The sequence below is a fragment of the Roseivivax isoporae LMG 25204 genome (assembly GCF_000521865.1).
Taxonomy (GTDB): Bacteria; Pseudomonadota; Alphaproteobacteria; order Rhodobacterales; family Rhodobacteraceae; genus Roseivivax; species Roseivivax isoporae.
In genome coordinates this window covers 59414-75781 of the sequence record NZ_JAME01000021.1, presented here as the reverse complement: position 1 = coordinate 75781, position 16368 = coordinate 59414, and the positions used below count along the sequence as shown (strand labels likewise).

General features: G+C 72.0%; 19 protein-coding genes. 3 read left to right on the top strand and 16 right to left on the bottom strand.

Going from position 1 to position 16368, the window contains the following annotated elements:
* The first annotated feature begins 185 nt into the window (after positions 1 to 185).
* The 3 genes from pdhA to RISW2_RS25895 are packed head-to-tail and all read left to right on the top strand — an operon-like array spanning position 186 to position 3160.
* Positions 186 to 1172: a pyruvate dehydrogenase (acetyl-transferring) E1 component subunit alpha gene (pdhA, locus tag RISW2_RS14145; protein WP_043772319.1), complete on the top strand. Its 987-nt coding sequence runs from the start codon at positions 186 to 188 to the stop codon at positions 1170 to 1172.
* 6 nt (positions 1173 to 1178) lie between these two features.
* The gene (locus RISW2_RS14140) at positions 1179 to 2531 is read left to right on the top strand and encodes a pyruvate dehydrogenase complex E1 component subunit beta (protein WP_043772316.1); all 1353 of its coding nucleotides are present in this window, start codon (positions 1179 to 1181) and stop codon (positions 2529 to 2531) included.
* 11 nt (positions 2532 to 2542) lie between these two features.
* Positions 2543 to 3160, top strand: coding sequence for an E3 binding domain-containing protein (locus tag RISW2_RS25895; protein WP_341872015.1), 618 nt, complete (start codon positions 2543 to 2545; stop codon positions 3158 to 3160).
* Between the two features lie 4 nt (positions 3161 to 3164).
* Here RISW2_RS25895 and cysE read toward each other — a convergent pair whose 3' ends face one another.
* From cysE to RISW2_RS14055, 16 genes are all read right to left on the bottom strand, one after another.
* A complete protein-coding gene (gene cysE / locus RISW2_RS14130; RefSeq protein ID WP_043772312.1) occupies positions 3165 to 3974 on the bottom strand; it encodes a serine O-acetyltransferase in 810 nt (269 codons plus the stop codon).
* Between the two features lie 88 nt (positions 3975 to 4062).
* Positions 4063 to 7974 (bottom strand): baseplate multidomain protein megatron, encoded by a 3912-nt coding sequence (locus RISW2_RS14125; protein ID WP_043772310.1) that lies wholly within the window; start codon positions 7972 to 7974, stop codon positions 4063 to 4065.
* Entirely contained in the window at positions 7975 to 8427 is a 453-nt protein-coding gene (locus RISW2_RS14120; RefSeq protein ID WP_043772309.1) for an NlpC/P60 family protein, read from the bottom strand.
* Positions 8424 to 9317 (bottom strand): DUF2163 domain-containing protein, encoded by an 894-nt coding sequence (locus RISW2_RS14115; protein ID WP_043772306.1) that lies wholly within the window; start codon positions 9315 to 9317, stop codon positions 8424 to 8426. The genes RISW2_RS14120 and RISW2_RS14115 overlap by 4 nt, the downstream gene beginning before the upstream one ends.
* Positions 9317 to 9949, bottom strand: a complete 633-nt coding sequence (locus RISW2_RS14110) for a DUF2460 domain-containing protein (protein WP_043772304.1) — start codon at positions 9947 to 9949, stop codon at positions 9317 to 9319. The genes RISW2_RS14115 and RISW2_RS14110 overlap by 1 nt, the downstream gene beginning before the upstream one ends.
* 9 nt (positions 9950 to 9958) lie before the next feature.
* The gene (locus RISW2_RS14105; RefSeq protein ID WP_043772302.1) at positions 9959 to 10612 is read right to left on the bottom strand and encodes a phage tail tape measure protein; all 654 of its coding nucleotides are present in this window, start codon (positions 10610 to 10612) and stop codon (positions 9959 to 9961) included.
* A complete protein-coding gene (locus RISW2_RS14100; protein WP_043772301.1) occupies positions 10609 to 10842 on the bottom strand; it encodes a rcc01693 family protein in 234 nt (77 codons plus the stop codon). Before RISW2_RS14100 ends, RISW2_RS14105 begins: the two co-directional genes overlap by 4 nt.
* A gap of 4 nt (positions 10843 to 10846) precedes the next feature.
* The gene (locus RISW2_RS14095) at positions 10847 to 11170 is read right to left on the bottom strand and encodes a gene transfer agent family protein (RefSeq protein ID WP_043772299.1); all 324 of its coding nucleotides are present in this window, start codon (positions 11168 to 11170) and stop codon (positions 10847 to 10849) included.
* Positions 11171 to 11173: 3 nt separating this feature from the next.
* Complete coding sequence (locus RISW2_RS14090) at positions 11174 to 11593, bottom strand: phage major tail protein, TP901-1 family (RefSeq protein ID WP_043772297.1); 420 nt, start codon at positions 11591 to 11593, stop codon at positions 11174 to 11176.
* A 5-nt stretch (positions 11594 to 11598) separates the two neighbouring features.
* Positions 11599 to 12036: a DUF3168 domain-containing protein gene (locus RISW2_RS14085; RefSeq protein WP_043772296.1), complete on the bottom strand. Its 438-nt coding sequence runs from the start codon at positions 12034 to 12036 to the stop codon at positions 11599 to 11601.
* Positions 12033 to 12371 carry a phage head closure protein gene (locus tag RISW2_RS14080; protein ID WP_211238705.1) on the bottom strand — a complete coding sequence of 113 codons (339 nt, stop codon included), beginning with the start codon at positions 12369 to 12371 and terminating at the stop codon, positions 12033 to 12035. The genes RISW2_RS14085 and RISW2_RS14080 overlap by 4 nt, the downstream gene beginning before the upstream one ends.
* Positions 12368 to 12961, bottom strand: a complete 594-nt coding sequence (locus tag RISW2_RS14075) for a head-tail connector protein (RefSeq protein ID WP_084615400.1) — start codon at positions 12959 to 12961, stop codon at positions 12368 to 12370. Before RISW2_RS14075 ends, RISW2_RS14080 begins: the two co-directional genes overlap by 4 nt.
* 109 nt (positions 12962 to 13070) lie before the next feature.
* Positions 13071 to 14255, bottom strand: coding sequence for a phage major capsid protein (locus tag RISW2_RS14070; protein ID WP_043772294.1), 1185 nt, complete (start codon positions 14253 to 14255; stop codon positions 13071 to 13073).
* Positions 14256 to 14284: 29 nt separating this feature from the next.
* The gene (locus tag RISW2_RS14065) at positions 14285 to 14827 is read right to left on the bottom strand and encodes an HK97 family phage prohead protease (protein ID WP_043772382.1); all 543 of its coding nucleotides are present in this window, start codon (positions 14825 to 14827) and stop codon (positions 14285 to 14287) included.
* 23 nt (positions 14828 to 14850) lie between these two features.
* The gene (locus tag RISW2_RS14060; protein ID WP_043772293.1) at positions 14851 to 15078 is read right to left on the bottom strand and encodes a GTA head formation protein, RCAP_rcc01685 family; all 228 of its coding nucleotides are present in this window, start codon (positions 15076 to 15078) and stop codon (positions 14851 to 14853) included.
* A complete protein-coding gene (locus RISW2_RS14055; protein ID WP_043772291.1) occupies positions 15071 to 16270 on the bottom strand; it encodes a phage portal protein in 1200 nt (399 codons plus the stop codon). Before RISW2_RS14055 ends, RISW2_RS14060 begins: the two co-directional genes overlap by 8 nt.
* Positions 16271 to 16368 lie beyond the last annotated feature (98 nt).

The following is a 16368-nucleotide window of genomic DNA, read 5'->3' as shown; positions in this document are numbered from 1 at the left end:
CGGTCTCCCGTCCCTGCCCTGCGCGCCGCAGCCTTACAGGCCCGCGCCGTCCCGATCCAGCGGGGCGCCGCGATACCTTCGGGACCGCCCCGCGACCACGTATCCCGCTTGAAAGAATATTGCGTGACGCCTAGGTTGGCGGCAACGATCACGGCACGGCAATCGGTCGATGGGAGGGCGCGGCGATGGCGGCAGAGGGCGCGGGCGCGATGGGCGATCCGGTCGAGGAGACGCTGGCGCTCTACCGCGCGATGCTGCTCATCCGGCGCTTCGAGGAGAAGACCGGACAGCTATACGGCATGGGCCTGATCGGCGGGTTCTGCCACCTCTACATCGGGCAGGAGGCGGTGGTGACCGGCCTCGAGGCCTGCGCGCATCCGGGCGACCACCGCGTGACGTCGTACCGCTGCCACGGCCACGCGCTGGCCGCGGGCGTGTCGCCCGAGGCGGTGATGTCCGAGCTGCTCGGGCGCGAGAGCGGGGTCAACCGCGGACGCGGCGGGTCCATGCACATGTTCAGCCCCGCGCACCGGTTCTGGGGCGGGCACGGCATCGTCGGCGCGCAGGTGCCGATCGGTGCCGGCCTCGCGCTGGCCGAGAAGCATCGCGGCACCAACAACATCGCGTTCTGCTATTTCGGCGATGGCGCGGCCGACCAGGGCCAGGTGGCCGAAACGTACGCCATGGCGCGGAACTGGCAATTGCCGGTGCTCTTCGTGATCGAGAACAATGCCCAGTTCGCCGGCGCGCCGGTGCGCGGTCGGGCCCCGGCGCTGCTGGAGCGCGCGCGGGCGCACGGGATCCCGGTGCAGGCGGTCGACGGCATGGACGTGCGCGCGGTGCGGGCGGCCGGCGAGGACGCGGTCCTGCACGTGCGCGCGGGCAAGGGCCCCTACCTGCTCGAGGTCAAGACGCACCGCTATCGCGGCCATTCCATGGCGGACCCGGCCAAGTACCGCCGCGCCGCCGAGACGCCGCGCCAGCGCGAGGACCGCGATCCGATCACGTCGCTCAGGCGCCAGATCCTGGCCGAGGACCTGGCATCCGAGGACGACCTCAAGGCGGTCGACCGCGAGATCAAGGAGATCGTGAGCGCCGCCGCCGAGACCGCCCGCGCCGCGGCCGAACCCGATCCCGCGACGCTGTCGCAGCACGTCTACGCGGAGGCCTGAGCCCCGATGCCGACCGAGATCCTGATGCCGGCCCTGTCCCCCACGATGGAGGAAGGGCGGCTTGCGCGCTGGTACGTCAAGGAGGGCGACCGGGTCGACGCGGGCGACGTCATCGCCGAGATCGAGACCGACAAGGCGACGCTCGAGTTCGAGGCGGTGGCGCCGGGGCGGCTCGGGCCGATCCTCGTGCCCGAGGGGGCGGAGGCGGTGAAGGTCAACACGCCCATCGCGGTGCTCCTGAGCGCGGCGGAGGACGGCACGGAGATCGCGCTGCCGGAGACGCCGCCCGCCGCGCCCCCGCCCGCGCCGCGCCCGGCGGCACGCGGCGCGCGCTCGGGGACGCTGCGCGAGCCGGGCTGGGACGCGGATCTGCCGCGGGGCACGCTGACGGTGCGCGAGGCTCTGCGCGACGCCCTAGCGGAGGAGATGCGCCGCGACGACGACGTGGTCCTGATCGGCGAGGAGGTCGCGGAATACCAGGGCGCCTACAAGATCACCCAGGGTCTTTTCGACGAGTTCGGCGCGCGCCGCGTGATGGACGCGCCCATCACCGAGCACGCCTTTACCGGGATCGCGGTCGGCGCCGCCTTTGCCGGGCTGCGGCCGGTGGTGGAATACATGTCCTTCGCCTTTGCCATGCAGGCGATGGACCAGATCGTGAATTCCGCCGCCAAGACGCATTACATGTCGGGCGGTGCCGTCACCTGCCCGCTGGTCCTGCGCGGACCGCAGGGCATGGGCGGCCGGGTCGGGGCGCAGCACGCACAGTGTTTCGCGTCGTGGTTCGCGCAGGTGCCGGGGCTCAAGGTCGTGGCCCCCTTCGCCGCATCCGACGCCAAGGGACTGCTCAAGGCGGCGATCCGCGATCCGAACCCGGTCGTTTTCCTCGAGAGCGAGGCGCTCTACGGTCGCGCCTTCGAGGTGCCGGACCTGGGCGAGGACCACGTGGTGCCGCTCGGCCGGGCGCGGGTCTGGCGCGAGGGCACGGACGTGACGATCGTGAGCTTCGGAGCGGGCATGGCGCACGCGCTCGCCGCCGCAGACACGCTCGCCGAGGAGGGCCTGTCGGCCGAGGTGATCGACCTGCGGAGCCTGCGACCTCTTGACACCGGCACGGTGATCGAAAGCGTGAAGCGCACGAGCCGCTGCGTGACGGTCGAGGACGGCTGGCCGGTGGGCGCGGTCGGCGACCACATCGCGGCGGAGGTGATGCGCGGGGCCTTCGACTGGCTCGACGCGCCGGTCCTGTCGGTCACCGGGCGCGACCTGCCGATGCCCTATGCCGAGACGCTGGAGCAAGCGGCGCTGGTCACTTCCGGGGACGTGGTCGCGGCGGCGCGCCGGGTCTGCAACCGGTGAGCGGCGTCCCCGTGACAGCGCCGCGGATCGCGGCCTCGCCGCTCGCGCGGCGGCTCGCGGCCGAGCGGGGCGTCGAGCTGTCGGCCCTGCGCGGCAGCGGTCCCGGCGGGCGCATCCTGGCCGATGACGTGCCGGGCGGCGCGCCCCGCGCGGCGTCGGCACCGGCCGCGCCGACCGTTCCGGAAGCCCCGCCCGAGCCCACGCCCGCGCCGCGGGCGGCGCCCGCGTCCTACCGGCTGTCGCGGATGGTGGCGAGCGCCACGCTGGACCTGTTCGTGGCGGAGTTCGGCCGCGTGAGGGAGGTCCGGATCACCGACATCCTGGCCGAGGCCGCGCGGCGCGTCTCGCCGGACGGAGCGGCGGTGACCGTCGATCCGGGCCGTGCGCCCGATGCCGGGGCTCGGGGCGCGCTGGGCCTCTGCGACATGACTGCTGCGGGCCACGTGGCGTTCGACCCGGCACCCGCCGGTGCGCTCTCGGCCGTCTTGGGAGTGTCGCGGCCCGAGGCGGGCGTGTTCCGGATCGCTTTGGTGGCGGATGCGGCCGCCCTGCCCCCGACGGACGGCGCGGCGCTGATCGCGGCCCTCGCGGACCTGATCGAGCATCCCGCGCCGCTCTTTTCGCGCTGAGCGGTCAGGTGCCGCCGCGCAGCAGGTGGTTCATGCTGACCGAGGGCTGGTCGCAGCCCGCCTCGCCCACGATGCGCGCGGGTACGCCGGCGACCGTCTTGCAGGGCGGCACCTCCTCCAGCACGACGGAGCCCGCGGCGATCCGCGAGCAGTTGCCGATGCGGATGTTGCCGAGAACCTTGGCGCCGGCCCCGATCAGCACGCCGTCGCCGATCTTGGGGTGGCGGTCCTCCTCCTCCTTGCCGGTGCCGCCGAGGGTCACCGAGTGGAGCATGGAGACGTTGTCGCCAACCACCGCCGTCTCGCCGATCACTATGGAATGGGCATGGTCGATCATGATGCCGCGGCCGAGCCGTGCGGCCGGGTGGATGTCGACCCCGAAGACCTCGGAGCAGCGCATCTGCAGGAAATACGCCATGTCGAGACGCCCCTCGCGCCAGAGCCAGTTCGCCACGCGGTAGGACTGCACCGCCTGGAAGCCCTTGAAGAACAGGAGCGGCTGCAGGAATCGATGGCAGGCGGGATCGCGTTCGTAGATCGCGACGATGTCGGCACGCGCGGCCAGCGAGAGGTCGCGGTCTGCACCGTAGGCCTCGTCGCAGATCTCGCGCAGGATCTGCTCGGACATCTCGCCCGAGGCGAGCTTGAGCGAGATGCGATAGGCCAGCGCCCGCTCGATCGTCGGATGGTGCAGCACCGACTGGTGGATCAGTCCGCCGAGGAGCGGCTCTTCGGCGACGGCTTCCTCGCCCTCGCGCATGATGCGGCCCCAGACCGGATCGAGCTCGGCGACTTTCGCACGTGTTTCGGCCATGACGTCTCTCCTTTGACGGCGGCAAGGTAGCAGATAGGAGAGCGACGCAAAAACGCAAAGACGTGACGCGACCGATCACGGATCGGGATCAGCCCGGGACGCCGATCCCGAGCGTGGCGAAGGGTCCGGGGCCGTAGCGCGCCGAGACCTGCGCGACCGCGATGGTGACCGGCCCGCCCGCGAGATCCGCGGCGAGCGCGGCGGCACCGTAGCTCCAGTGCGGCGCCGCGAGGGTCATCTCGCGCAGCACCTCGGCGTCACGCGTCACGCGCAGCACGTAGCGTTCCGTCTCCTCGCCGAGGGGGACCTCGGGCACGTCCCAGTCATCGCCGTCGATGCGGGTGCGCCGGATCCAGTGCACCGCAAGGCCTCCGTCCGCGGCGTCGGCCCGCAGATGCACGGGGCGGTAGGGGCGCAGGCCGTTGCCGTCGAAGGCGTGGACCTGATGCACGTAGACCGGGTCCCCCACGTCGCGGCGTGCGGGTCCGATGCGATAGTGCCGCGCCTGCCGGCGCGCCGCGGCGGCCAGCGCGATCTGCTCGGGCGTGCCGTCGAGTCGCACCACGAGCGATCCCGCGGGCCAGGTGGCCGGCATGACGGCGTCGGTGCCGAAGAGCCCGCGCAGGCGGTGCGCCACTGCCCAGCGCAGCGGGCCGAGCGGTTCGGCGTCGCGAAACTGCGCGATCTCCCAGCCGCCGGGCGTGCCGTCACCGATGGCGAAGAGGTTGCCGCCGGACAGGAACGCCGCGTCCTCGATCGCCTGCAGGGCGCCCGAGACGAGACGCAGCTGCAGGGCGGGGCCGCGGTCGATCCGCCCCGGGGCCGCGCGGGACAGATCGGTCTCGGTGATGCCGACGATGGCGCGCGCGCCGTGCAGGCCGTTCAGCTGGTAGTCCGCGTCCCGGTCGGAATCGTGGATCGCGACGCTGCCCGGCCACGGCTCGGTGGTGAGCGCGACGTGCGGTGCGTGCTCCACCTCGTCGCCGCGCATGAGCGGCAGGTCGAGGAAGAGCGGCAGCACCGGCACCGCGGGCACGAAGGGCCGGAGCCGCGCCGGCGCCTCGTCGAAGCGCGCGGGCAGGTAGATGTCGGGATCGATGCGGACGGCGTCGACGATCTGGCGGTCCGTCAGTTCGACCCGGTCGATGCGGGCGAGCGTGCCGCCGCCAAGCCCCGGAAGCCGCACGATGTCGCCCGCACCGAGCGCCAGCCGCGACGGCGGCAGGGCAAAGCGCATCCCGTCCCGCGCCAGCCGCGCCTCGGAGAGCCAGCGCTCGACGATCTGGCGCGCCTCGGCCCGGGTGAGCGCGAGCGGGACCTCGCTGTCGGCCACCGCGTGCGTCGCGTCCTCGGGCAGCACGGTCTCTTCGGCGGCGGTGTCGTGGTCACCGTCGGCCTCGACGAAACGAAGGCGCACGCGCCCGGCGGTCTCTGCCCCGGCACTGCGGGTCTCGACGAGACGAGGCTCGCCGTCGTCTCCCTCGGCCAGCGCGTCGGCATCGAGGTCGACCGCCCCCGTCCCGTCCCGCATGCGGAACACCAGCGTGCCGCCGCGCTCGATCGCGTCGAAGCCGTAGGCCAGCATGAGCGGCTGCAGGGCGCGGCGGGCATCGCCCACCTCGAGCACCGCGTAACCACGCACCACACCGTGCAAACGGCGCGTGTCGATCTCGGCGAGGCCCGAGCGAGCGCAGATCTCGGTGACGACCGACGCGAGGCTCCGCGCCGAGGCGCGCCCGGTGATCCAGTGCCCGCGCCGCCAGTTGTCGCCATCGGTCCAGAGCTCGGCCCTTGCCGGGAACCACGGGTACGGACGGGCGTCCCAGGCCCAGACGAAGGTCCGCGCGAGATCGACCATCGGCAGGCCGTAGACCTCGGACACGGGATTGTTGACGGGGTCCTGCCAATGGAGGTGCAGGGCCCGCAGGTATTGCCGCTGGATCAGCTCGTCGCGGCGCCCGTCCGAGAAGTGGGGCAGGAAACTTTCCGACGACTTCGGGTCGAGGAAGACGTTGGGCTGGTTCGTGCCGCGGTCGACGGCAGGGCAGCCGATCTCCGTGAACCAGATCGGTTTCGACTGCGGCACCCACGCGGTGGGCGTGGCGGAGCGCACGCCGCCCGGGCGGTCATGGTGCGGCGTGCGCCACCAGTTGAGCACGTCCTTGTAGCGGTACACCCAGTGCTCGCCGTGGGCGGTGTCGACGATGGGGGTCCGCCGCTGCGCCGCGCGGGCCTCGGGCCCGTCATAGTACCAGTCGTAGCCCTCGCCGCCCGCCACATTTGCGCGCAGGTAGTCGAGGTCGTGGACCGATCCCCATGCGGCATCTTCGTGGCCGTCGCCATCCCGCCAGTCCGACAGCGGCATGTAGTTGTCGATGCCGACGAAATCGATCTGCGGATCGGCCCAGAGCGGGTCGAGATGGAACATCACGTCGCCCGAGCCGTCCTGCGGATGATGGCCGAAATATTCCGACCAGTCCGCAGCATAACCGATGCGCGTGCCGGGGCCGAGGAGCGCGCGCACCTCAGCGGCCAGATCGCGCAGCGCCGCGACCGCCGGGTAGCCCACGGCGTCGCGGATCTGCGTGAGCCCGCGCAGCTCCGACCCGATGCAGAAGGCGTCGACACCTCCCGCCGCGGCGCACAGCGCCGCCTGGTGCAGGATGAAGCGCCGGAACCGCCACTCGTCGGGACCGCCGTAGCTGACCGACCCGTCTGTCACGGTGAAATCGGCGGCGCGCGCGGTGCCGAAGAACGCCGCGACCTCGGCCGCTGCGGCGGCGGTGCGGTCCGGACTGCCGTCGCGGCCCGCGGCCGTCGACACCGTGATCCGGCCGCGCCACGGCAGGGCCGGCTGGTCCTCCGCCCCCGTCCACGGATCGGGACGTCCGTTGCCGGGCAGCTGCTCCATCAGGATGAACGGGTAGTACATCACCTGGAACCCGTCGGCCCGCAGGCGTGCGATGGCCTGCAGCACCGAGGCGTCCGCGGGCGTGCCGCCGTAGACCACCCCGCCGTCCTGCCGCGGCACGAGGCCCGCCCCCGCCCGGTCGAGGCCCGCGACCCGCCAGGGCATCCGCCCCGCGTCGAACTCTGCCTGTTCGACCCGCGGGCGGATGGTGCAGTCGCCGCAGCGCAGGTCGTCGCCGAACCAGCTGACCACGAGGGACACCGCCTTGCAGGATGGCAGCTCGTCGGTGAGCTGGCGCAGCGCCACGTTGAGGTCGGGCTCCTCCGCCGGCGTGCTGACGTTGACGACCTTGCTCGAGCCGAAGCCGTGGTCGAGGTGCTGCGCCGTGCTCGCGAGCGCGTATTCCCCCGTGCCGGGCAGCAGCGCCACGCCGCGGAGGAGCGCGGGCACGTCGTCCGCAGCAAGGTCGGGCCGCGTGACCTCGAAGCTGAACTGCGGCACCCGGTTGCCGAAGCGCCCGAGATCGAGATCCTCGATCACCACGTAGGCGGTGCCACGATAGGCCGGCACGTGCCCGGCTCCCTCGACGGCTTCCATCAGCGGGTCGGGCAGCTGGTCGGCACGCCCCGCGTAGACACGCAGCGCGAGGTCCTTGAGCGGGATCTCGGCGCCGTCGGCCCAGACGCGGTTCACGCCGGTGATCTCGCCCTCGCAGAGTGCGACGGCCAGGCTGACCGAGTAGCTGTAGGTCCTGACCTTGGGCTGGCTCGGCGCACTTCCCTTGCCTCCGCCGCCCGATGTGCGCGCATGTTCGCGGAACTCCGTTGCCCAGATCACCTGTCCGCCCAGCCGGACCCGGCCCCAGACCTGCGCCACCGGGGCGCCCTCGCTCGCCCCCGTCAGGCGGAACCTTTCGACCCGTCCCGTCTCGACCGTCTCGGAACCGCGGCCGAGGAGCTGCTGGTCGATGACCCGCCCGATGGCCGCGCCGGCAAAGCGTCCGACGACGGCCATGGACAGCCCCGCCACGGTCGCCGAGGTGGACGCGCCGAGCGCGGCACCCGCAGTCGCCAGAAGAAGCGTCGCCATTCAGTCCCTCCGATCCGGAAATGCGAAACGCGCCACCACGCGCCGGCGCCAGGGCCGCGTGAGCGCGCTCTCGGTCACGCCGTGCCCGGAATAGGCGTGGATAAAGGACGGCCCGCGGTCGGTCGCGCCGGCGATGCCCAGGTGCTTTGCAACGCCGCCCTCGCGCATGCGGAAGAGCAGAACGTCGCCCGGGCAGAGGTTCGCGCCGGTACGCGGCACGAGGTGCCGCACCGCGGCGGCCCAGAGCCGTTCCTCGCCTTGCGGCTCGGACCAGTCGCGGCTGTAGGCTGGCGGACGCTCCGGCTCCGGGCCCACGATCTCGCGCCAAACCCCGCGCACGAGGCCGAGGCAGTCGCAGCCCGTGCCCCGGAGCGAGCCCTGGTGCAGGTAGGGCGTCCCGATCCAGCCGCGCGCGGCGGCGACGATGTCCGGGCGCCCGGATGCGGGGTTCATCGCCGGCTCCCGCCGCCCAGCGCCTTCGCGCCGGTCGGATGGACCATCAGCCAGTCCTCTCCGGGGATGTCCGGAAAGCCCTGGAAGTTCAGGATGTTGTCAAACTTGAGCCGGCAGGTCTCGAGCCGCTTGTCGCAGCCCGCGACGATCCGGACCGGATCGCCCGCCACGATATCGGCGCGCACGGGCTCCCAGAGCTCCACCACGCGCAGATCGCCCGCCATCCGGTCGCGCTTGATCGCGCCGCCGAGGCCCTCCGCCGGACCGCCGAGCATCTTCAGCGCCCCCCGCGCGAACCAGTCGGGATCGAAACCGCCCATGGGCCCGAGGACGAAGCGCCGGCCGGACGCCACCTCCGTGACCGGGCCCTCCCAGGCATATCCGGGCACGCCGAGATCGGCGCGGCAGGACGCGTCGCCCAGAACCGCGGTGCAGGATTTCTGGTAGACACGTCCTAGCGGCCGGTTCAGCCGCTCGGAAAGGCCCCGCAATTCCGCATGGAACGCCCCTTCCGCGCGGCGGATCTCGCCGATATGCCCGCGGAACAGCACGCGCCGTGCCGCAACGTTCGCCCAGTTGACCAGCCAGACCGTCACCCGCGCGTCGTCGTAGCGCCCCGCCGCGATGTCGCTCTCGGTGACGCCCGGATCGCTCAGCGCGCCCATCGCCTCGGAATTGTCGACCGACAGCCCGGTGCCCTGCTGTAGCGCCCGTGCCGACAGGCCGGTGCCCGCTCGGAACGTCACGCCCTCGAAGGCAAAATCGCGATCGTGGTCCGTGAACCCGAGCCGCACGCCGTCCTGCCGCTCCACCGCCCAGGCGCGCGCGACCGTGGTGTGCCCGGTCGCCAGGTGCGTGTCGAGCGCGGTCTCCTCCTCGCGCCGCGCCATCAGACCCGGAGCTCCACCACCGGAACCGACGGCGCCTCGCCGGCGCGAAAGCTCGCGACGCTGGTGTGGATCCGGTCGGTGTCGAACCGCACCGGCACGTCGAACTCGAACCCCGCCCGCACGTCGACGCCGGTCGGCGGCGCAACGACGAAGCTGATCCGCCCGCAGGTGGTGTCGACCTCGTAATCGACGCCCTCGCGCTGCTCGGTGTCGCCCACGCCCGCCCGGACCGTCCCGGCCACGGGTTTCGCGATCGGACGGGAATAGGCGTACTCACCCGATCGGTACCACTTGCACAGCTGGAACGTTCCGGTCGCCCCGTCGCCGTAGGCCAGCAGCTGGTCGCGGAAATCCGGGTCGCGCGAGGGCAGGCACGACTTGTAGTCCGACCAGTCCTTCCACCGGAACCCGTGCAACTGCCCCCGCCGCGCCTCGAAGAAGGCGACGAGCGCCTCCATGTCGTCGAGCGACCGCAGCCCCACGCCCGCGTCGAACCGCCGCCGCGAATGGGCCCAGAGCGCGTTGCGCTCCTCGTGCCCGCTCGCCAGCGCGACCACGTCGGTCCGCCGCTCGGGACCGCCGACCGAGCCGAAACTCAGCCGGGCGGGAAACCTCACTTCGTGAAACGCCATGATGATCCCTCAGCGGTTGCGCTGGCCTCGGGCCAGCGCCCGGCCCATCTGCGCGGCGATCTGGCTCTGGCTGCGCTGGAACGATCCAAGGTCGGGCGTGGACACGTTCATCGTCACCTGTACCGGCGTGCCGCCACCCTGTGCCCGGACCCCGAGCCGCCCGTCGGCCCCGCGCGCCAGCGGCATGATCGCCTCCGGTCCGGCCTCGCCCATCAGGCCGGTCCCGCCCCGCATTGGAAAGGTCGTGGGCCGCGAGACGATGCCGCCGCTCGCAAACGGCATCACCCGTCCCTGCACGAAGGTGCCGCCGTTTGCGAATGGCGCGAATTGGCCGAACAGGGACTGGATGCCCTGCGTCAGCATGCCGCCGAAATGCCCCGCCACGGGGCGCACCGCCGCGCGCCAGGTCGCATCGATCATGGACTGCGCGACGGTGTGGAGCGCGTCCGACAGCGTCTTGCCGTCGAGCACCACGTCGTCGATGGCGCGGGCCAGTCCCCGGCTCAGCGACACCTCGAAGCGCCGCGCCCCGGCGCTTGAGGTCTCGAACCCGTCGCGGATGCGCTGCATCTCGACGTTGAAGCCCTGCGCCATGCCGGCCGCACCGGCAAAGGTCGTCTCCAGCGCGTCGATCTCCTCGGACAGCGTCTCGAGATCCGTCATCTTCCGCTCCTCGTCTCATCCTCGCCCAGGTCCCCGGGAGCGGAAGGCACCGCCGCGTCCGGGAACGCCGACATCAGTTCGGCAAGCCGCGCCCGTCCCATGGGCTGGCCGGCGCCGCATGCGCCCAGCAGCACCGCCAGTTCCGTCGGCGTCAGGTCCCAGAACACCGCCGGCGGCAGGCCGAGGCCGCGCATTCCCGCCCGCATCAGGGTCGGCCAGTCGAAGGTCATCGCCTCAGCCCTCCGCGCCCGGCGGGATGAAGGCTCGCGCCAGCACCGCGGCCGCCGCACGTGCCGCCGCAACCGGCCCGCCCTCGATCTCGGCCGCGATCAGGTCGGGCGCAGTGCAGTCCCAGCCCCCGCCGCGCAGCCCCGCGACGATCACTGCCAGCACGTCGCGCGTGCCGAAGCGCCCGCTTTCGAACCGTTCCGCCATCGCCACGAGGCTGTCGGAACCCAGCGTGTCCTCAAGTTCGGCCAGCGCGCCGAGCGTCAGGCGCATGGTGCGCCGCTCGCCATCGACCACCAGCGACACCTCTCCCCGCCACGGATTTCCCATGGCTCACGCCACCATCGCCACGAAACCGAGCGCACCCGCCGAGGCCAGCGACAGCTCGTAGGTTGCCTCGCCGTCATGGCTGCCCGCATATTCGATCCCGGTGACCTGGAACGGTCCCTGGACCGTTCCAAATCCCGGGATCACCACCTGGAAAGCCGGGGTCTCGCCATCGAAGAAAATCTGCCGCGCACGCTCGTCGGTGGCGTCGTCCTTGAACACGCCCGTCCCCGAGATCGCCGCGGAGCGCACGCCGGCCCCGCCCAGAAGCTCGCGCCATCCGCCCGCGCTTTCGAGCGTGGTCACGTCCACCGTCTCGGCGTTGAAGCTGATGCGCGTCGCGCGCAGCCCCGCCATCGTCTGGAACTGGCCGTCTCCGGTCAGGTCGACCTTGATCAGAAGGTCCTTGCCGTTCTGCGCACCCATCGTCGTCACTCCGTGGTCTGAGGTGAGCCGGCGTACGGGTCGTCCTCGACCCGCGCCCGGAAGGTCATGTCGATGCGCCGCCGCCCGTCGCGGTCGCGCGCCGCCTTCGCCCGCAGGAACCGGAGGCTGACGAGGCGCCCGCGTGTCAGCGCGAGATCCGCGGCGCACAGCGCGTCGCTTGCGGCCGCGGCCGCGCGCTTGGCCGCCTGGAACCCCGCGCCGTCGGTCACGATGCTCACTTCGAAATCGTGCCACGCCCCGGCCCCGCTCTGGTCCGAGGCATCGCGCACCCGCTCCGCACCGAGGGCGATGAAGAGGCCCGGCAGAGGACCGGCCGGCACCGCGTCGTAGACATGGGCGCCCACGGTTGCCGCGACCGTCCCGTCCTCGTTCAGGCGCCGGTAGATCGCCGCCTGCAGCGCGCCGGAGACGCCGTAGCTCATGACGCGCGCTCCTCTTCCGCGTGGCACAGGAGGAAGTGCCCGGCGCGGTCGCGGGTCGTGACCGCGGTGATCCGGAACCGGCGAGCGCCCAGCGCGAACCGCTGGCCGGCACGCGGCCGGGCGTCGCTGCCCTCGGGCGCCGCGCGCACGGTGATGCGGAAGGCGCCGACGGACACCGGCCCTGCGGCCCCTTCGGACTCGCGCCCCGACCGCGCCTCGACCTCGGCCCAGAGCGTGCCGAGCGGCACCCAGGTCTGGACGAACCCACCCGCCCCGTCCTGCACCTGCCGCGGGTCCTGCAGGACGAGCGCATGCGACAGACGCGGCGCGATCATGACGCGAACCCGATGCGGGCGACCCGGTAGCGCGCCAGGAGGCTCGTCACGCCGAACGGCATGCAGCCCTGCCCGAGCGCGGTCTCGTCGCGGTATTCGTAGTAGTGCGCGGCCAGCAGCAGGACCGCCTGCGCGAGATCGGCCGGCACGTCCTCGAAATGGTCGGCGTAACCCGCGACGAAGCGGATCTCGACGGCGCCGCCGGTCGGCACCGACGGCAGCAGCGACGCCGTCGGCCGCAGCCGTGGCAGCTGGCTGTCACGTTCCAGCCGGTAGCGTTCCGCCGCCACCAAGTCTGCCGTCCCGAACCGGTCGATCAGCGTCACCTGCGTGATCGCCCGCACCGGCGCGGTGCCAAGCGGCTGCCCCTCCGGATCGGTCCAGTCCCCGAGCGTGAGCACGAAGCCCCGCGACAGGATCGTCTTGCCCGTGCGCGCCTCGGCGGCGGCGAGGGCGGCGCGCAGGAAGGACGCGAGGACCGGGTCCTCGATCCCGTCCACGGCGAACCCCGTGCCCAGGCGCAGGTGCCGCTTCAGCGCCTCGAGAGGCAGGCTGTCCTCGGCAATCGCGGTCTCTTCGATCAGCATCATCGTCTCGTCACTCCTGTGCGCCGCCGCGCCCCGCGGGGCCCGCGTCCTGCATCGGCAGGGCCCGTCGGCGGCCGGCCGCGATCGGGCCGGCCGCATGCGTCTTGCCCGGTCAGGACACCGCGCAGCGCAGCAGCTTGATCGCCGCGAAATCCGACACGTCGCCGCCCACGCGCTTCGTCGCGTAGAACAGGACGTGCGGCTTGGCGCTGAACGGGTCGCGCAGCACCCGCAGGTCGGGACGCTCGGCGATGGTGTAGCCCTGCGCGAAATCGCCGAACGCGATCGGAAAGGCGTTCGCCCCGAGATCCGGCATGTCCTCCGCGATCAGCACCGGGTAGCCCAGCAGCCGGGCGGGCTCCGCCGCCGCGAACCCGTCCGACCACAGGTGCCGGCCGTCCGCGTCCTTGAGCTTGCGCACCGCGCCGGCGGTCTTCGAGTTCATCACGAAGGTCGCGTTGGCGCGATAGGGCGCGCCCAGCGCGTAGACGAGATCGATGATCGCGTCGCCCGATCCGAGGTTGTCCGCCACCCCGGTTGCGATGAAACCAAGCCGGTCCCACGCCCAGGCGCCGTTCGCGACCTTGGTGTGGTTCAGGAAGCCCCTCGGCTTGTCCACGCCGTCGCCCGAGATGAAGGCCGCCGCCTCGGCGCGCGCGAACTTGTCGGCGATGCGCCCGGCAAGCCACCCCTCGATGTCGAAGGCGCTGTCGTCGAGCAGCCGCTGCGACGCCTTGGGCATCGCGTTCAGCTCGAAGAGCGGGATCGAGATGCGGTCGATGGTAGGCGTCGTGGTCTCGGTCGTCGGTGCGACCTCGGTGGCCCATCCCGCGCCCGTGTCGTTGCGGTCGACCAGCACGTCGAACGACGTCGCCTCGACGTTCACCACGTTCGCCACGGCCCGGATCGACGCCGTCGCCGACAGGACCGACCGGATGGTTTCGGACGTCACCGGATCGACGAGGTATCCGCCATCGGAGTTGATCGCCGCGGAGAGCGCCTTGCCCTCGATCACGATGCCGCGCAGCCCGTCGTCGTCGCCGGTGCGCAGGTAGGCGTCGAACGCCTTGCGGTGCGGCGCCTCGACATCGGCCATCGCGGCCAGGGCGGGCCGGCGCTGCGCCGCCACGGTCTTTCGATCCAGCATTGTCACTCGCTCTTCCTGATCCTTGAGTTTTGCGTAGAGATCGCCCCGAAGGGCCTTCACGTCCTCGACGAGGCCCGCGATCGCGGCGCCCAGTCGGGTGGCCGGAGACACGTCTTCTCCGGTCCGAGAACGGGTCTCGGCTGTGCTCATGTCGGTGTTCCCACGTTTGGCCGACGGCGTCAGAGGCCGGCCAGGTCCCGGCGCGCCGCTTCGATGCGCTGCGCCATCTGCAGCAGCGCGCCGTCATCGGGGCTGTCGCCCTTGGCCGCCACCCGCGCACTGGAGAGCATCGGGAAGGTGACCAGCGACACCTCCCAGAGGTCCAGTTCCGTCAAGAGCCTCTGGCCCTTGTCGTTCTTCGTGGCGCGGATCGTGCGATACCCGATCGACAACCCGTCGATCGCCCCCGCCGCCACCAGCGCCGCCGCCTCGCGGCCCTTCTCGACCGTGTCGAGGATGCGTCCCGCGACGAACAGGCCCCTGCCGTCCTCGCGCACCTCGTCCCATACGCCGATGGGCTGCGCGGGATCGTGCTGCCACAGCATCTTGACCGCGCTCCCCTCCGCGGCGAGCCGCTTCAGCGAGGCCGCGTAGGCGCCCGTCGCCACCACGTCGCCGCCCTGGTCGCATGCCCCGAACAGCGAGGCATAGCCGGCGATGCGCGTGCCCTCGGCCAGCGTCGCCTCCCGCGACAAGCGGCAGAACTTGTGCTCCAGTTCCATCATCCGTCCTTTCTGGCGCGGGCTCACGGGCTGACCGTCAGCACGCTCTGGAACGCCTGGGCGAGGATGACCCCGACCACGCCGTAGACCGTGAGCCAGAGCCTGCGCTCCAGCCGCTCCATCACCGCTTCGATCCGGTCGAGCCGGGCGGAAAGCGTCTCGAAATGCAGCTTCGACAGCCGTTCGTGTGCCTCGAGCCTGAGGCCCGGCGCGCAGTCGAACGCGTCGTAGGCGGCGCGCGGCTCAGGCATCGTGCACCTCCGCGGCATCCGCATCGGCAAGCGGCGGCAGGCCCAGCAGCGCCCGCTTCTCGGAAACGGTGAGGAAATCGGCCTCGGACACGCGGCGCCATTGCGCGTCGCGCTCCACCGCCAGCGCCGGCACCTGGTCGAGATCGGGCTTGAGGTCGAGGGCCTCGCCCGCATGCGCCGACAGCCAGTGCCCGAGCGCCGCCGCCACCCGGGTGGCAAGCGGCAGCACCGTCAGGCGATAGAATGCCCGGTGCGCCTCCTGGTAGTTCGCGTAGGTCGCCTCGCCCGGAATGCCGAGCAGCATGGGCGGCACCCCGAACGCCACCGCGATCTCGCGCGCCGCCGCCTCCTTGGTCTTCTGGAATTCCATGTCCGACGGCGAGAAACCCATCTGCTTCCAGTCGAGCCCGCCCTCGAGCAGCATCGGCCGCCCGGCGTTCCGCGCCCCCTGGTGGTAGCTCTCCATCTCCGAGACCAGCCGCCGGTACTGCTCGGGCGACAGCCCGCCCTGCCCGTCCGCGCCCTTGTAGACGATGGCGCCCGAGGGCCGGGCGGCGTTGTCGAGCAGCCCCTTCGACCAGTGCGAGGCCGCGTTGTGCACGTCGATCGCCGCCGCGGCCGGCTGCAGCGGCGACAGGCCGTAATGGTCGTCCTGGGGATGGAAGCTCTTCACGTGGCAGATCGACGCCACCGGTCCCGTCACGTCGAAGCGGTGCACGCGCGCGCCCACCCGGTACTCGTAGGCCACCGGCCAGCCGTCGGGCCCCGGCACCAGCCGCATCCGGTCCGACCGCAGCACGTGCAGCTCGAACGGGACACCGGCCGCGTCCGTCACCGCCTCGACATAGCCGTCTCCCGACAGCAGGAGCTGGCCATAGAGCGCCTCGAGCAGTTCGGCCCGCCCCTGCGCCGGGTTCGGACGCGACATCAGCGACAGGAGCGGATGTACGTCGTAGCGATGCGCCGCATCCTGCAGCACGAGCGGCAGCGCCGCGGCCGCCTCGGCGATCAGCCTGACCGCCCGGAAGCCGACCGGGTTCCCGGCAAATCCGGTCCGTGTCAGCGAGACCGTGTCGCGGGCACTCCAGGCGACGCGGCCGAGGCTCGCATGGGCCACGACCGGTCCCGTGGCGCTCGCCTTTCGGTCGCCCGGCCCTGCATCCTGCCGCTGCCGGAATAGGTCTAGAACCATCGAGAGCTCCTCGCTTCGTCACTGCCGCCCGCCGGCATGTCGGCCGGCTGCCCCGCGATCGGGTCCTTTCGGCCCCGACACGAAGGACCCTATGAAAG

Bases quoted from the DNA above. Each gene is read 5' to 3' on its own strand.
- RISW2_RS14060 (WP_043772293.1), bottom strand. From the start codon at position 15,078: ATGCCTGAGCCGCGCGCCGCCTACGACGCGTTCGACTGCGCGCCGGGC.
- RISW2_RS14105 (WP_043772302.1), bottom strand. From the start codon at position 10,612: ATGACGGATCTCGAGACGCTGTCCGAGGAGATCGACGCGCTGGAGACG.
- RISW2_RS14125 (WP_043772310.1), bottom strand. From the start codon at position 7,974: ATGGCGACGCTTCTTCTGGCGACTGCGGGTGCCGCGCTCGGCGCGTCC.
- RISW2_RS14080 (WP_211238705.1), bottom strand. From the start codon at position 12,371: ATGATCGCGCCGCGTCTGTCGCATGCGCTCGTCCTGCAGGACCCGCGG.
- RISW2_RS14090 (WP_043772297.1), bottom strand. From the start codon at position 11,593: ATGGGTGCGCAGAACGGCAAGGACCTTCTGATCAAGGTCGACCTGACC.
- RISW2_RS14055 (WP_043772291.1), bottom strand. From the start codon at position 16,270: ATGGTTCTAGACCTATTCCGGCAGCGGCAGGATGCAGGGCCGGGCGAC.
- RISW2_RS14115 (WP_043772306.1), bottom strand. From the start codon at position 9,317: ATGGCGCGGCGCGAGGAGGAGACCGCGCTCGACACGCACCTGGCGACC.
- RISW2_RS14110 (WP_043772304.1), bottom strand. From the start codon at position 9,949: ATGGCGTTTCACGAAGTGAGGTTTCCCGCCCGGCTGAGTTTCGGCTCG.
- RISW2_RS14100 (WP_043772301.1), bottom strand. From the start codon at position 10,842: ATGACCTTCGACTGGCCGACCCTGATGCGGGCGGGAATGCGCGGCCTC.
- pdhA (WP_043772319.1), top strand. From the start codon at position 186: ATGGCGGCAGAGGGCGCGGGCGCGATGGGCGATCCGGTCGAGGAGACG.
- RISW2_RS14070 (WP_043772294.1), bottom strand. From the start codon at position 14,255: ATGAGCACAGCCGAGACCCGTTCTCGGACCGGAGAAGACGTGTCTCCG.
- RISW2_RS14085 (WP_043772296.1), bottom strand. From the start codon at position 12,036: ATGAGCTACGGCGTCTCCGGCGCGCTGCAGGCGGCGATCTACCGGCGC.
- cysE (WP_043772312.1), bottom strand. From the start codon at position 3,974: ATGGCCGAAACACGTGCGAAAGTCGCCGAGCTCGATCCGGTCTGGGGC.
- RISW2_RS14075 (WP_084615400.1), bottom strand. From the start codon at position 12,961: ATGATGCTGATCGAAGAGACCGCGATTGCCGAGGACAGCCTGCCTCTC.
- RISW2_RS14120 (WP_043772309.1), bottom strand. From the start codon at position 8,427: ATGAACCCCGCATCCGGGCGCCCGGACATCGTCGCCGCCGCGCGCGGC.
- RISW2_RS14095 (WP_043772299.1), bottom strand. From the start codon at position 11,170: ATGGGAAATCCGTGGCGGGGAGAGGTGTCGCTGGTGGTCGATGGCGAG.
- RISW2_RS14140 (WP_043772316.1), top strand. From the start codon at position 1,179: ATGCCGACCGAGATCCTGATGCCGGCCCTGTCCCCCACGATGGAGGAA.
- RISW2_RS14065 (WP_043772382.1), bottom strand. From the start codon at position 14,827: ATGGAACTGGAGCACAAGTTCTGCCGCTTGTCGCGGGAGGCGACGCTG.